This is a genomic window from Stutzerimonas frequens (assembly GCF_024448335.1).
GTDB lineage: Bacteria > Pseudomonadota > Gammaproteobacteria > Pseudomonadales > Pseudomonadaceae > Stutzerimonas > Stutzerimonas frequens.
In genome coordinates, this window is the sequence record NZ_JAMOHM010000006.1 from 116,398 (window position 1) to 130,724 (window position 14,327).

Below are 14,327 nucleotides of genomic sequence, written 5' to 3' on the forward strand. Positions count from 1 at the left end.
CCTGGCCCGATGCGGTTGCCAGAATGGCGGACTTCGGATTCGAGAGGTGACAGCGTGCAGGTTCAGGGATTCTTCGATCTTCGTTTCGAAGCGGTACGCGATGCGTTCGCCGCATTGTTCGATGGCACCCAGCAGCGCGGCGCCGCGCTCTGCGTGCAGATTGGCGGCGAGACGGTCGTCGATCTGTGGGCCGGTGCAGCGGACAATCAGGGTGAGCAGGTCTGGCACAGCGATACGCTGGTCAATCTGTTCTCCTGCACCAAGACCTTCTCGGCAGTCGCGTTGCTGCAACTGGTAGAGGAAGGCAAGTTGGAGCTGGATGACCCGGTCGCACGGATCTGGCCCGAGTTCGCGGTCGGCGGCAAGGCCGCGATCACACTGCGCCAGCTGCTCTGTCATCGGGCCGGGCTACCGGCGATACGCCAGTCGATGCCGCCGGAGGCTCTGTACGACTGGGCCGCCATGGCCGGTGCCCTCGCTGCCGAGGAGCCCTGGTGGGTTCCAGGCACTGACCAGGGCTACGCCGCAATGACCTATGGCTGGCTGGTCGGGGAACTGTTGCGTCGTGTCGATGGCTGCGGGCCAGGCGAATCGATCGTCCGGCGCACGGCACGGCCTCTCGACCTTGACTTTCATGTCGGCCTAAATGACGGTGAAGCGCATCGGGTCGCTTATCTGACGCGCTTCAAGAACGACTTCGGCGATGCGGCTGCACAGCGATTGTTCAAGGCGCTGATGACGCAACCTGACTCTGTCAGCGCTCGTGCTTTCAATAATCCGCCATCCATCATGAGCAGCGGTAACAAGCCCGAGTGGCGACGCATGGCCCAGCCGGCGGCCAATGGCCACGGCAATGCACGGTCGCTGGCCGGGTTCTATACCGGCTTGCTGCAGGGCAAGTTGTTGGATCGCGCGCTGCTGGCCGAAATGACCCGCGAGCAGAGCATTGGGGTAGATCGCGTCCTGCTAGCGCAGACCCGGTTCGGGCTGGGCTGTTGGCTCGATCAGCCTGATCTGGCCAACGCCACGTTCGGTATGGGCCCAAGGGCGTTCGGCCACCCCGGGGCGGGCGGTAGCGTCGGGTTCGCCGATCCGGAACGCGAACTGGCGTTCGGGTTCGTAACCAACACGCTTGGGCCCTATGTGCTGATGGATCCGCGCGCGCAGTCTCTGGCTCGCAGCGTTGTAGTTTGCTTGGGTTGAACCACTCGTCACTTCTGGTCAGGCAGGCTTTCCAAAAGAGGGACTTGCGTCCACAATTTCGAATCGAACTCACGTGTGATCTGGCTACGTCCGTTCGCTTTTCCCTGAACGCATCTGGTGATGGAACCCTGGCTCATGAACCTTCTGAAGAGCGCCTCGCTGATTCTCTGCTTGCTCCTGGCTGCCGGTTGCAGCTCGAAGAATGAAAAGCCGAGTGAGGTGGTCCCTCCAGTGGTGCCGAAGGTCGATTCGGCCTGGCTCGACGACTACGAGCCGCGCCTGCGTGAAGCGCTCGCGGACAGCCGCTTCGAGGTCGAGCGGCGTGATGGCCTGCTGGTCGTGACCGCCCCGGTGGATTCCTCGTTTAACCCAGATCGGCCGGGAATGCTCCTGCCGGTGACGCTCGGCCCGATCACCCGGGTGGCGAAGCTGGTCGAGAAGGATGACAAGACTTCTGTGGTAGTCCTGGGGCACGCCGACAGCACGGGCTCCGATGAAATCAATCGGACCATCAGCCGCGAGCGGGCAGGGGCCGTGGCCGCCATTTTTCGTCTGAGCGGTCTCAAGCATGACCGGCTGCGAATTCGGGGGTTGGGCTCTGACAAGCCGCGTGCCGCCAACGACAGCCAGGAAGGGCGAGCCCTGAATCGTCGCGTCGAGATGGTGCTGGCGCCGCAAACCACTATGCTCGCACTTGTCGCTCAATACGATCAGCCGGCACAGCCTGCAACCCAGGTGGCCCAGGCCGAGGTGGTGAAGAAGTAAAGGCGCTGGATTGTCAGACCAAACAGGCCCGCAAGCGGGCCTGTTTTCGTTTGGCGAGGTTGCCTTGAATCAAGCGTATCGAGCCCTGACGCGGATATGCTTTCAAGGGTGTCAGGTTCCGGTTTCGGTCGTCTGCTTGCCAGCCGCCTGATACGCTGGAATCCGCTTTTCCATCAAAGGAGCCCCTCGATGATTCAGACCCTGGCCGATATGCGCCGCGACTATACCCGTGACGGTCTTAGCGAGGCCAATGCGCCCGCCGAGCCCTTTGGTCTGTTCCAGCAGTGGTTCGGTGAGGCGATGAAGACCGAGCAAGCACCGGTCGAGCCTAACGCGATGTCGCTGGCCACCGTGGATGCCGAGGGTCGGCCACACTGCCGGATTCTTCTGCTCAAGGCGCTGGACGAGCGTGGGTTTACCTTCTTTACCAATTACGACAGTGCAAAGGGCCAGCAGCTGCAAGAGGCGCCCTTTGCCGCCATGACCTTCTTCTGGCCTACGCTCGAGCGCCAGGTGCGGATCGAAGGGCGGGTTGAGAAGGTGAGCCCTGAAGAGTCGGATGCCTATTTTCAGGTGCGCCCGCTGGGTAGCCGCCTGGGTGCTTGGGCCTCGCCGCAAAGTCAGGTCATCCGTGATCGGGCCGAGCTGGAGCGGTTGCTGGCTGAGACCGAGCAGCGCTTCTTGGACAAGGCCCCCCATTGTCCGCCGCACTGGGGTGGCTATCGCCTGCTGCCAGAGCGCATCGAGTTCTGGCAGGGGCGTGCCAGCCGTCTCCATGACCGGCTCGAGTATCGTCTGGTCGCCAACAGCTGGCAGCGCGAACGTCTCGCTCCCTGATCAGGTGGCGATGCCTGGCTACGGGCGGCTTGGTGATGTTGCTGGCCGTTCGAGCCGGAGTCGGCCCAGGTTCAGGCTTCGGTATAGCGCTGGGCCTGTTGTTCCAGCCAGGGCTGAAGCTCCTTTCGACGGATCTTTTGGGCTTTCGCTTCGGCAAGCTGTTGCAGCATCCAGGCGCGCTTCGCGGGATCGCCACCGGCGATCGATAGCGCGAGATCGCGGTCTGCCCAGCGGCGGAAGCGTACGATCAACCAGCCGTGAAAAGCCAGGCCGGCCACGGTGGTGATGGCTATGATGAAGTAATCCATGGGGGTAATCTCGCTGGAAGGAACCCGGCAGGGCCGGTTCGACTCGCATACCTAGGCTTGCTGCTAGATGCTGAGTCAGGACGCTGAAGATGCCAAGCGCTTTTTTGTCGCCACCAGCTGCCGCTTCCGCCGGAACGAACAGCTGTTTGCAGGAGAATTTTTTATGCGCAATTCCTTTTTCGTTGCTTCCTTTGCTGCCGTGGCGCTGACCTTGAGCGGGTGTGCCTCCAGCCTGACCGGAGATACCTATTCTCGTGACGAGGCGCGTGCCGTTCAGACCGTGCGCTACGGCACCATCGAGTCGCTACGGCCGGTGAAGATCGAGGGAACCAAGACGCCGATCGGTTCCGGTGCCGGAGCGATAGTAGGCGGGGTGGCCGGTAGTGGGGTGGGTGGCGGTCGCGGCAGTGCTGTCGCTGCGGTCATCGGGGCGGTGGCCGGCGGAATGCTCGGAGCGGCGGCGGAAGAGGGAATTACCCGTACGCAGGGCGTCGAGATCACCGTGCGCGAGGATGACGGAAATGTCCGCGCCTACGTGCAAGCCGTGGAGCCCAACCAGGTGTTTCGCGTCGGCCAACGTGTCCGCATCCTGACCGTCAGCGGGACAAGTCGCGTGGCGCCTTGACCATCGAGACCGGCGAATAGCGCTGTACGTCCAGGCGCCGCCTTCCGTTCCGAAAGGAGCGGAGGCGGCGCCTTTTGTTTTTCGAAATACATGAATTCATGACGACGGCATCATCCGTATGGATAATCGGGCGCACATTTGTGTGCAGCTTCAGGCAGTTACTTCGCCTGCCAAGGATAAGAATGCCTCCGGATCGGCGGCTTAAGGGGTCTCGTTCATGGCGCTTGCGCTGATTATCGCTTTGCCATTCCTGGGCATCTGCCTGCCTCTGCTTCTGGAGCGTTTTGGTCGCTCCGCATGCGCCTTCGGCGCAGGTATCGCGCCGCTGACGGCGCTGATCCTCCTGCTCTCCAAGCGTGCCGATGTGTTTGCCGGTCAGACGGAAATCGTCCACTACAGCTGGCTGCCCGGGCTCGGGCTCAACCTCAGCCTGCGTCTCGATGGGTTGGGCTTTCTCTTTGCATTGCTGATTCTCGGCATCGGCCTGCTGGTCATCCTCTACGCACGCTACTACCTGTCGAAGAAGGATCCGATGGGCCGCTTCTATGGCTTCTTCCTACTGTTCATGGGGGCCATGCTCGGCGTCGTGCTGTCAGAAAATCTGCTGCTGATGCTGATGTTCTGGGAGCTGACCAGCCTGTCGTCGTTTCTGCTGATCGGTTACTGGAGCCATCGGGCCGACGCTCGCCAGGGCGCACGCATGGCTCTGGCGATTACCGGTGGTGGCGGTCTGGCGTTGCTCGCTGGGGTCCTGCTGATTGGCTACATCGTCGGCAGCTTCGAGCTGACGACGATTCTGGCATCGGGCGATCTGATTCGCGGTAATTCCCTGTATCCGCTGACGCTGATTCTCGTCTTGCTCGGCGTATTCACCAAGTCGGCGCAGTTTCCTTTCCATTTCTGGTTGCCGCAGGCAATGGCTGCGCCTACACCTGTATCGGCCTTCCTGCATTCAGCGACGATGGTCAAGGCCGGGGTATTTCTGCTTGCACGACTCTATCCGGCACTGGCGGAATCCGAATGGTGGTTCTATCTGGTGAGCATCACCGGGCTGGCGACCTTGTTGATCGGCGCTGTGATGGCGCTTTTCCAGCACGACCTGAAGGGACTGCTCGCCTATTCCACCATCAGTCACCTGGGCCTGATTACCTTGCTGTTCGGCCTCGATTCCCGCCTGGCGGCGGTGGCGGCAATCTTTCACATCATTAACCACGCCACATTCAAGGCCTCTCTGTTCATGGCCGCAGGAATCATCGATCACGAGACCGGCACGCGCGACATGCGGCGTATCAACGGCATGTGGAAGTACATGCCGCATACGGCGGCACTCGCCATGGTGGCTTCTCTGGCGATGGCAGGTGTGCCGCTGCTCAATGGCTTTCTCAGCAAGGAAATGTTTTTCGCCGAGACACTCGATCAGCATCTGCTGGGCAGCTTCTATTGGGCGATTCCGGTGGTGGCAACGCTTGCGAGCGCCTTTTCCGTGGCCTATTCGCTGCGCTTCGTACACGACGTGTTTTTCAACGGCGAGCCCATCGACCTGCCCAAGTACCCGCCTCACGAGCCTGCACGCTACATGAAGATTCCCGTGGAGATCCTCGTGCTGCTCTGCCTGCTGGTCGGCATGCTGCCTGCTTTCACGGTAGGGCCGCTTCTGGCTGCGGCGGTGTCTGGCACGCTCAACGGTGTCGTGCCGGAGTACAGCCTGTCGATCTGGCACGGTTTCAATCTGCCTTTGGCGATGAGTTTTGCTGCGCTGGTCGGAGGCATCGTCATCTATTCGCTGCGCAAGTGGGCGTTCCGCTGGTACGAGGGACTCCCCTCGGTGGATTCGCTGGAAGTGTTCGAACGGGTAATGGGCGGGTTGACGCTCGGCGCTCGCCATCTGACCTGTGTGCTGGACAACGGCTCGCTGCAGCGCTACCTGGCTCTGATGCTGTTCAGCACGTTGGTACTGGTAGTGTTCGCGCTGACGCCTCTGGATGCTCTGCACGGTCCGGTTGCCTTGACGCCGCTGGATGGCATCACTGTATTGGGCATGGCCATTCTGGCACTCACCTCGTTGTTGACCGTGCTGTTTCATCGCCGACGGCTGGTGGCGCTGATGGTACTCAGCGTGGTCGGTCTGATGGTGGCGCTGGGCTTTGCGCGCTATTCGGCGCCTGATCTGGCGCTCACTCAGCTGTCAGTCGAAGTGGTGACCATCATCCTGTTGATCCTCGCGCTGTTCTTCATGCCGGACCGTACCCCGGCCGAGTCGAGCAGCCTGCGTGGCTTTCGGGATTTCGTGCTGGCGGCGGGCTGCGGCACCATGGTTGCGCTGCTGGCCTATGCGGTGCTGACGCGGCCCTACGACAGCATTGCCTCGTTCTTTCTGGAAAACAGTGTGTCTGGCGGGGGCGGCACCAACGTGGTGAACGTCATTCTGGTCGATTTCCGCGGCTTCGATACCCTTGGCGAGATCGCTGTGCTGGCAATCGCGGGTGTCGGCATCTTCGGGCTGCTAAAGGGCTTGCGCCTGCCTCACCCGGTTCGCGATTACGGTGGTCGGCTCTGGTCCGTCGACAGGCACCCCATGGTGCTGGATCTCCTGGCCCGAGCGATGCTGCCGATGGCGCTGCTGATTTCGGTCTTCATCTTCCTGCGTGGGCACAACCTGCCTGGCGGCGGGTTCATCGCCGGTCTGATAACGGCGGTCGCATTGATCCTGCAGTACATCTCCCACGGAGTCAGCTGGGCGCAGGAGCGGCAACCCATCAGTTACCACAGGCTCTGCGGAGCAGGGCTGCTCATTGCCGGCCTGACCGGGCTGGGGAGTCTGGTGTTCGGCTATTCGTTCCTCACCTCGTCGTTCGGTCATTTCCATCTGCCCCTCGTCGGTGAGTTCGAGCTGGCCACGGCAATGCTGTTCGATCTGGGGGTTTATCTTGTAGTGGTGGGGGCGACGTTGCTGATCCTTTCCAATATTGGCCAGGTGAGCCAGGACGACTCGAACAGGGAGGTGCTGTAATGGAGGCGTTGTTCGCGATTACCCTGGGGATCATGACAGCAAGCGGTGTTTATCTGCTTCTGCGTGCTCGCATCTTTCCCGTGGTGATGGGGCTGACGCTGATTTCTTATGCGGTCAACCTGTTCATTTTTTCAATGGGCCGGCTCGCTACCGGTGTTCCTGCGGTGATCGGCAGAAGTGCCGAGTATGGTGATCCCTTGCCCCAGGCGCTGGTGCTTACCGCGATCGTCATTGGCTTCGCCATGACCGCTTTTGTGGTGGTTCTGGCGCTGCGCAGCATTGGCGAGCTGCGGACCGATCATGTCGATGGTCAGGAGCCGCGCCAATGAATCATGCGCTGATCCTGCCGCTGCTGGTGCCGCTGTTCACCGGAGCCCTGTTGCTGTTCGCCCATTCCTTAGGACGCTCGAGCAAACGCACCCTGTCGCTGCTTGCGACCTGGTCGTTGGTGCCTCTCGCGATCTGGCTGCTGGTGCTGGCGGACGACGGGCAACTGCGTGTCTATGCGCTGGGCAGCTGGCAACCGCCGTTCGGCATCGTCCTCATGCTGGACCGCCTGAGCGCGCTGATGCTGCTGGTCACCGCAGTGCTCGCCGGTTTCGCCGTGCTTTATGCCTGCCGCGGTGATGACGAGCGAGGCCCCAACTTTCACGCGCTCTATCAGTTCCAGTTGCTCGGCATAAACGGGGCCTTCCTGACCGGGGATCTGTTCAACCTGTTCGTCTTCTTCGAAATCCTGCTGATTTCATCTTATGCCCTGTTGCTGCATGGGCACGGCCAGCGCAGGGTGCGCTCCGGCATGCACTATGTCGTGCTGAATTTGCTCGGGTCTTCGCTGTTCCTCATTGGTGTGAGCATGCTCTATGGGCTGCTCGGTACGCTGAACATGGCCGACCTGGCTGCGCGGGTAAGCGCCGCCGATCCCGCGGATGGGCCTCTGCTGGCTGCGGCTGGCTACCTGCTGTTGGTGGTGTTCGCGCTGAAGGGCGCGATCCTGCCGTTGTACTTCTGGTTGCCGCGCGCCTATGCCTCTGCGACCGCGCCGGTCGCCGCTCTGTTCGCCATCATGACCAAGGTTGGGTTGTACGCAATCGTGCGGGTCTTCACGCTCATTTTCGGTAACGAGGCGGGGGAGTTGAGCCACATGGTCGATGCCTGGCTCTGGCCGCTGGCGTTGCTGACGCTTGGTGCTGCGGTAGTCGGTGCACTGGCTGCGCGCAATCTGCAGGTGCTGCTCGCCTATCTGGTGGTCGTTTCGGTAGGTACATTGCTGGCCGGCATAGCGCTCGGCAGTGAGGCGGGCCTCGCGGCAGCGCTCTATTACCTTGTGCACAGCACCCTGATTGCCGGTGCGTTGTTCCTGCTTGCCGATCTGATTGCTCGTCAGCGCGGCGACCTGGGAACCGATCTGATTACAGCTCCTGCGCTGCAACAACCGCTGCTGCTCGGCACGCTGTTCTTCATCGGCGCGATTTCCGTGGCGGGCTTGCCGCCGTTCTCCGGTTTTCTCGGCAAGCTGATGCTGCTTCGCGCGATCGAGCCGGGCGCGGAGGCGATAGCGCTGTGGGCGGTGGTTCTGGTTGGCGGGCTGGGTATGCTTATCGCACTGAGCCGGGCCGGCAGTCTGGTGTTCTGGCGGGCCAGCGCACTAGCCCAGGGGCAGAAGGCGGATCCTGTACGCCTGCTGGCCACCACGGGACTGCTGCTCGGCAGTCTGGTCCTGGTTGCCGCGGCCGGGCCGCTGCAGACATTCATGCAGGCCACGGCTGCACAGCTGCTGGACCTCCGGCCTTATCTGCAGATCGTTCAGGGAGGTGCGGCATGAGGGCGCGCTGGTTGCCGAATCCGGCCCTGACGCTGTTGCTGGCGCTGCTCTGGTTGCTGCTCAACAACACCCTGAGTTTCGGGCAGCTGTTGCTTGGACTGTTTCTCGGCTGGGCGATACCGTTGCTCGTGAGCGGTTTTCTCATCGAAGTGCCTCGCGTGCGCAAGCCTGTGAAGCTTGTGCTGTTCTCGCTGAAAGTTCTTCGCGATATCGTGGTGGCCAACGTGCACGTCGCCAGGCTGGTGCTCGGGCCCCGAAAGAGCCTGCGGCCAGCGTTCGTCGAGATCCCGATGGCCATCGACAACGAATTCGCTCTGGCTACGCTGACGAGCATCATCTCGCTGACACCCGGGACGGTCTCCGCCTGCCTGAGTCCTGATCGCAAGATGCTCATGGTGCATGCCCTCGATGCACCGGACATCGATGCCCTGGTCGCCGAGGTCAAGCGCAACTACGAAGCCCCGCTGCTGGAGATTTTCGAATGCTCGCGTACGTGATTCCGTTCTGCCTGGCGGTGCTGGGACTGGCCGCCGTGCTGAACGTCGTCCGCCTGGTGCAGGGCCCGGACATGCCTGACCGGGTGCTCGCACTCGACACCCTTTATATCAACGCGCTGGCGCTGATCGTGCTGTTCGGCGTCTGGCTCGCCTCCGACCTGTTCTTCGAGGCTGCGCTGCTGATTGCCGTGATGGGTTTTGTCAGTACCGTGGCCGTGGGCAAACACCTGCTGCACGGCGACATCATCGACTGAGGAGGCGACATGCCATTCTGGATTGAAGCGTTGGTGAGTCTGTTCCTGGTCGTTGGCAGCCTGTTCGCTCTGATCGGTGCGATTGGCCTGTACCGGCTGCCGGATTTCTATACCCGTTTGCACGGGCCGACCAAGGCAACGACGCTCGGGGTTGGCGGCATCATCATCGCCTCGATGATCTTTTTCAGCAGCCACAACGACGGCCTGAGTCTGCACGAGCTGCTGATCACCCTGTTCCTGTTCCTGACCGCGCCGGTCAGTGCGCACATGCTGGCCAAGGCTGCCATGCAGCAGAAGCTGCCTGCTGTCGAGCAGACGCGCGGCAAGCCCTGGGACTGAGGCGCGACAAGCGCTGTTCCACAGGCTCGGAGGCACACCCCAGCCTCAGATGACGATGCTGCTCGGTGAGGGCTGTTGCTCGTTCTCCTGTTGCAGCTCCTTGACCAGCGCCTGTTGCAGGCGCAGGCAGAACTGCGGATCGGAAAGAGGCTGATTGTTCGCGTCGGTAACGAAGAACACGTCTTCCACGCGCTCGCCGAGTGTCGCGATCTTGGCGTTCTGCACGGACAGATCGAAATCGAGGAACAGCTGGCCGACGCGCGCCAGCAGGCCTGGCCGATCCGGGGCGATGATCTCGAGAATCGTCTGCGGCCGCTGAGTGTCGTTGTGGATGGTCACTTGCGGCGGGAAGGCGAAGTGCTTGAGCTGCCGAGGAACGCGCCGCTGGATGATGGTCAGGTAATCATCCGGGTTGCGCAGCGCGGCGATCAGACCTTTGCGGATTTCTTCGATGCGCTCCGGGTTGTTGCCGATCGGGCTGCCGTCGGCCTCCAGCACGATATAGGTATCCAGGGTGAACTGGCTGCTGGACGTCAGGATCCGCGCGTCATGGATGTTCAGGTTCAACTGGTCCATGGCCGCCACGGTCACGGCAAAGAAATCATGCTGGTCCGGCGCGTAGATGAAGATCTGCGTGCCACCCTCGAATTCGCGCTGGGTGGTCTCCTTGATCAACACCAGCGGACCGCTATCGGCAGGGTGTTCGATGATCGCATCGGTATGCCAGGCAACGTCGGTAGCGGTGTGGCGCAGGAAATAGTCGTCGCCCAGTTGCGCCCAGAGCTGCTCGGCATCGTCCGGATCAGTGCCGTGGCGTACCAGATCGTCGAGTGCTGCGCGCTGCGTCTGGCGGATCTGTTCTTCGCGACCCAGCGGGTTTTCCAATCCACGTTTGAGCGCGCGCTTGGTCTCTGTATACAGCTGGCGCAGCAGGCTGGCGCGCCAGGAATTCCATAGCGTCGGATTGGTGGCGTTGATGTCGGCAACGGTGAGTACATAGAGATAGTCCAGGTGCGTCTCGTCGCCAACCAGCTGAGCGAAATCGTTGATGATCTGTGGGTCCGACAGGTCCTTGCGCTGAGCCGTGGTGGACATTACCAGGTGGTTTTCCACCAGCCAGATCACCAGTCGGGTGTCCCACGCCGGGAGCTTGTGTCGGCTGCAGAACTGCTCGGCATCGACCGCCCCCAATTCGGAGTGGTCGCCGCCGCGGCCCTTGGCAATGTCGTGGTAGAGGCCGGCGATGTAGATCAGCTCCGGCTTGGGCAGGCGTTCGACCAGCTTGCTGGCTAGTGGGTACTTTTCTGCAACGCCCGGTTTGGTCAGCTTGCGCAAATATTTGATGACATTGAGCGTGTGCGCATCGACCGTGTAGATGTGGAAAAGGTCATGCTGCATCTGGCCGACGATATGGCCGAACTCGGGAAGGTAGCGGCCGAGAATGCCGTAGCGATTCATGCGCCGCAGATTGCGGTGAATGCCTTCCTTGCACTTGAACAGCTCGATGAACAGGCTGGTGTTGCGCAGGTCCTCGCGGAAGCTGTCGTCAATCAGGTAGCGGTGGTCACGTAGCAGGCGGATCGTATCGGAGCGCACACCCAGGATATCGGGATGCTGTGCCAGCATCACGAAGGTTTCCAGGATGGCGAACGGCGTTCGCTTGAAGATTGCCGGGTTGCTGACTTCCAGGTACCCGTCGCGGACCTGGAAGCGACTGTTCAACGGCACGATCGGCCCGGACTCACCTTCCCAGAGAATCACTTCGGCGAAATGCTGGCCGACCAGATCGCCCAGCTCGGCAATGCTCATGACCACCCGGTAGTACTTCTGCATGAAGCGTTCGATAGCCAGCTTGGCGTCGCTGTCCTCGTAGCCGAGCAGTGCGGCAAGACTGCGCTGGTGATCGAACAGCAGGCGGTCCTCTGCGCGTCCGGCGAGCATGTGCAGGCCGTAACGGACCTTCCAGAGAAACTCCTGCGCAGCGGTCATCAGGCTGTGTTCGCCTTCCGTGAGAAAGCCCTGATCCACCATGGCCTGCAGATTCAGCGTGCCGAACTCACGGCGTGCGATCCAGAGGATCGTCTGGATGTCGCGCAGTCCACCCGGGGAGCCCTTGACGTTGGGCTCCAGGTTGTACTCGGTGTTGTTGTACTTGGCGTGGCGTGCGCGCTGTTCTTCGCGCTTGGCCAGGAAGAACTCCTTGCTCGGCCACATTTGCTGAGGGCTAGTGACCTGGAGCATGGCCTGGCGCAGGCGTTCGGGCCCGGCGATCGTGCGGCTTTCCATCAGATTGGTGAGGACCGTCAGATCGGCACGTGCTTCGTCGGCGCACTCGGCGACAGAGCGTACCGCCTGCCCGACTTCCAGGCCGATATCCCAGAGCAGCGTGAGAAAGCCTTCGATCGAATCACGGAAGACTTCCTGGTCGCTTTCGTCTAGCAGAATCAGCAGGTCAATGTCGGAATAGGGATGCAGCTCGCCTCGTCCGTAGCCGCCGACTGCAACCAGCGCGATATCGGTGCCCTTGTCCCACTCGAAGCGGTTCCACGCCGAGCACAGGATCTGATCGACGAACCAGGCCCGGTCCTGGATCAGCCGGCGGATGTCACGGCCGGCCCTGAAGCGCTCGTCGAGCACTTGGCGCGCCTGCCGGATCGCCTTCTTGTAGGCAGCGATGGGGCTGGCCTTGAGCGCCAGTTCCGCCTGGAACTGGCTGCGATCGAACAGTTCCGGGTCGACCTGCGGCATACGAACATCCTCCGGTTGGGCTACGGCTGCGGATTTCAGGCCGAGGTGCGGGCGATGGTGTCGTCGCTGCGCAGGGTAAAGATCTCGTAGCCATCGGCGGTCACCAGAATGGTGTGTTCCCACTGCGCCGAGAGCTTGCGGTCCTTGGTGATGGCGGTCCAGCCATCGCCGAGCAGGCGGGTTTCCGGACGCCCCTGGTTGATCATCGGCTCGATGGTGAAAGTCATGCCTTCCTTGAGTTCCAGGCCGGTGCCGGCGCGCCCGTAATGAAGCACCTGCGGTTCTTCATGGAACACCTTGCCGATACCGTGACCACAATACTCGCGCACCACGGAGAAGCCGTTCTTCTCGGCATGCTTCTGGATCACCTCGCCGATGTCGCCGAGGCGGGCGCCGGGACGGACCAGTTCGATGCCTTTATATAGACACTCCTGAGTGATCTGGCAGAGGCGCTCGGCCCATTCCGGTACCTTGCCGACCAGGAACATCCTGCTGGTGTCGCCGTGGTAGCCGTCCTTGATAACGGTGATGTCGATGTTGAGGATGTCACCGTCCTTCAGGGGTTTGTCATTGGGAATGCCATGGCAGACGACATGGTTGATCGAGGTGCAGATCGACTTGGGGAAGCCCTTGTAGTTCAGCGGGGCGGGAATGGCCTGCTGGACGTTGACGATATGCTCGTGGCACAGGCGATCGAGCTCCTCGGTAGTGACGCCCGGTTTGACGTGCTCGCCGATCATTTCGAGAACCTCGGCAGCGAGACGCCCGGCTACGCGCATCTTCTCGATATCTTCGGGCGTCTTGATTGTGACTGTCATGCAAACCTCTTGGTGCGCCCGCAGGCGAAGGCAATAAACGGAAAGCTGCGATGATAAACCAAAGCGCCCATGCCCTGCAGGTAAGGGCCGCTCAGGCAGCTGAGCGTGCGGCGGTTAGCCAAAGCAGTAGCCTGTCGGTGGTCTTTATGCTATAAAACGCGCCGCTCGACGGGGACACCCCGTTGCGCTTAACCCCACACACGTGTCGACACGGTATCCTGGGTGCTCGAAAGAGTTGGATATCGGGACGCGTGGAGGCCTAACCCGACTTATTCGAGGACTTATCATGTCTCAAGTCACCATGCGCGATATGCTGAAGGCCGGTGTGCACTTCGGCCACCAGACCCGTTACTGGAACCCGAAAATGGACAAATACATTTTCGGTGCGCGCAACAAGATCCACATCATCAACCTGGAAAAGACCCTGCCGATGTTCAACGACGCCCTGCGTTTCGTTGAGAAGCTGGCTGCAGGCAAGAACAAGATTCTGTTCGTCGGTACCAAGCGTTCCGCTGGCAAGATCGTTCGCGAAGAAGCTGCTCGTTGCGGCTCGCCGTATGTCGATCATCGCTGGTTGGGCGGCATGCTGACCAACTACAAGACCATCCGTGCTTCCATCAAGCGTCTGCGTGAGCTGGAATCCCAGTCTCAGGATGGTACTTTCGAGAAGCTGACCAAGAAAGAAGCGCTGATGCGCACCCGCGACCTCGAGAAGCTCGAGCGCAGCCTGGGCGGCATCAAGGACATGGGCGGCCTGCCGGACGCCATGTTCGTCATCGACGTCGACCACGAGCGCATCGCCATCTCCGAAGCCAACAAGCTGGGCATCCCGGTTATCGGCATCGTCGATACCAACAGCAGCCCGGAAGGCGTCGACTACATCATTCCTGGTAATGATGATGCCATCCGTGCCGTGCAACTCTACCTCGGCTCCATGGCTGATGCCGTTCTGCGCGGTCGTCAGAATGCAGCTGGCGGTGCTGACGAGTTCGTCGAGGAAGTGGCTTCCGAAGCGGCTCAGGGCTAAGTGCGGCGCATTGCAGCGTGACACCCGATGAACAAAAAGGGGGCTAGGCCCCCTTTTTGTCTCTTGCGAAT

The 14,327-nt window shown here is 61.3% G+C and carries 14 protein-coding genes; 11 read left to right on the plus strand and 3 right to left on the minus strand.

What is annotated here, in order from left to right; genetic code table 11:
* Window positions 1–54 precede the first annotated feature (54 nt).
* The 3 genes from NAO55_RS10630 (at window position 55) to pdxH (ending at window position 2,805) form a co-directional block, all read left to right on the plus strand.
* Entirely contained in the window at window positions 55–1,203 is a 1,149-nt protein-coding gene (locus tag NAO55_RS10630) for a serine hydrolase domain-containing protein (protein WP_102840837.1), read from the plus strand.
* Between the two features lie 135 nt (window positions 1,204–1,338).
* On the plus strand, window positions 1,339–1,968 hold the full coding sequence (locus NAO55_RS10635; protein ID WP_102840838.1) for an OmpA family protein: 630 nt from the start codon (window positions 1,339–1,341) through the stop codon (window positions 1,966–1,968).
* Window positions 1,969–2,157: 189 nt separating this feature from the next.
* Window positions 2,158–2,805 (plus strand): pyridoxamine 5'-phosphate oxidase, encoded by a 648-nt coding sequence (gene pdxH / locus NAO55_RS10640; protein ID WP_063543753.1) that lies wholly within the window; start codon window positions 2,158–2,160, stop codon window positions 2,803–2,805.
* A 71-nt stretch (window positions 2,806–2,876) separates the two neighbouring features.
* Here pdxH and NAO55_RS10645 read toward each other — a convergent pair whose 3' ends face one another.
* On the minus strand, window positions 2,877–3,113 hold the full coding sequence (locus tag NAO55_RS10645; protein ID WP_063543755.1) for a hypothetical protein: 237 nt from the start codon (window positions 3,111–3,113) through the stop codon (window positions 2,877–2,879).
* A 163-nt stretch (window positions 3,114–3,276) separates the two neighbouring features.
* Here NAO55_RS10645 and NAO55_RS10650 point away from each other — a divergent pair, with 163 nt between their 5' ends.
* From NAO55_RS10650 to NAO55_RS10680, 7 genes are all read left to right on the plus strand, one after another.
* Entirely contained in the window at window positions 3,277–3,738 is a 462-nt protein-coding gene (locus NAO55_RS10650; RefSeq protein ID WP_102840957.1) for an outer membrane lipoprotein, read from the plus strand.
* A gap of 217 nt (window positions 3,739–3,955) precedes the next feature.
* Window positions 3,956–6,748 (plus strand): monovalent cation/H+ antiporter subunit A, encoded by a 2,793-nt coding sequence (locus tag NAO55_RS10655; RefSeq protein WP_102840839.1) that lies wholly within the window; start codon window positions 3,956–3,958, stop codon window positions 6,746–6,748.
* Window positions 6,748–7,077, plus strand: coding sequence for a Na+/H+ antiporter subunit C (locus tag NAO55_RS10660; RefSeq protein ID WP_102840840.1), 330 nt, complete (start codon window positions 6,748–6,750; stop codon window positions 7,075–7,077). The genes NAO55_RS10655 and NAO55_RS10660 overlap by 1 nt, the downstream gene beginning before the upstream one ends.
* On the plus strand, window positions 7,074–8,573 hold the full coding sequence (locus NAO55_RS10665; protein ID WP_102840841.1) for a monovalent cation/H+ antiporter subunit D: 1,500 nt from the start codon (window positions 7,074–7,076) through the stop codon (window positions 8,571–8,573). Before NAO55_RS10660 ends, NAO55_RS10665 begins: the two co-directional genes overlap by 4 nt.
* On the plus strand, window positions 8,570–9,070 hold the full coding sequence (locus tag NAO55_RS10670) for a Na+/H+ antiporter subunit E (RefSeq protein WP_102840842.1): 501 nt from the start codon (window positions 8,570–8,572) through the stop codon (window positions 9,068–9,070). The genes NAO55_RS10665 and NAO55_RS10670 overlap by 4 nt, the downstream gene beginning before the upstream one ends.
* The gene (locus tag NAO55_RS10675) at window positions 9,055–9,324 is read left to right on the plus strand and encodes a K+/H+ antiporter subunit F (protein ID WP_063543767.1); all 270 of its coding nucleotides are present in this window, start codon (window positions 9,055–9,057) and stop codon (window positions 9,322–9,324) included. Before NAO55_RS10670 ends, NAO55_RS10675 begins: the two co-directional genes overlap by 16 nt.
* A gap of 9 nt (window positions 9,325–9,333) precedes the next feature.
* A complete protein-coding gene (locus NAO55_RS10680; RefSeq protein WP_102840843.1) occupies window positions 9,334–9,663 on the plus strand; it encodes a Na+/H+ antiporter subunit G in 330 nt (109 codons plus the stop codon).
* A 45-nt stretch (window positions 9,664–9,708) separates the two neighbouring features.
* Here the strand turns inward: NAO55_RS10680 and NAO55_RS10685 are convergent, their stop codons facing one another.
* Window positions 9,709–12,411: a [protein-PII] uridylyltransferase gene (locus NAO55_RS10685; RefSeq protein ID WP_102840844.1), complete on the minus strand. Its 2,703-nt coding sequence runs from the start codon at window positions 12,409–12,411 to the stop codon at window positions 9,709–9,711.
* A 35-nt stretch (window positions 12,412–12,446) separates the two neighbouring features.
* Window positions 12,447–13,229, minus strand: coding sequence for a type I methionyl aminopeptidase (gene map, locus NAO55_RS10690; RefSeq protein ID WP_102840845.1), 783 nt, complete (start codon window positions 13,227–13,229; stop codon window positions 12,447–12,449).
* Window positions 13,230–13,515: 286 nt separating this feature from the next.
* Between map and rpsB the strand changes: the two genes are divergently transcribed.
* On the plus strand, window positions 13,516–14,256 hold the full coding sequence (rpsB, locus tag NAO55_RS10695; protein WP_063543775.1) for a 30S ribosomal protein S2: 741 nt from the start codon (window positions 13,516–13,518) through the stop codon (window positions 14,254–14,256).
* Window positions 14,257–14,327: the final 71 nt, after the last annotated feature.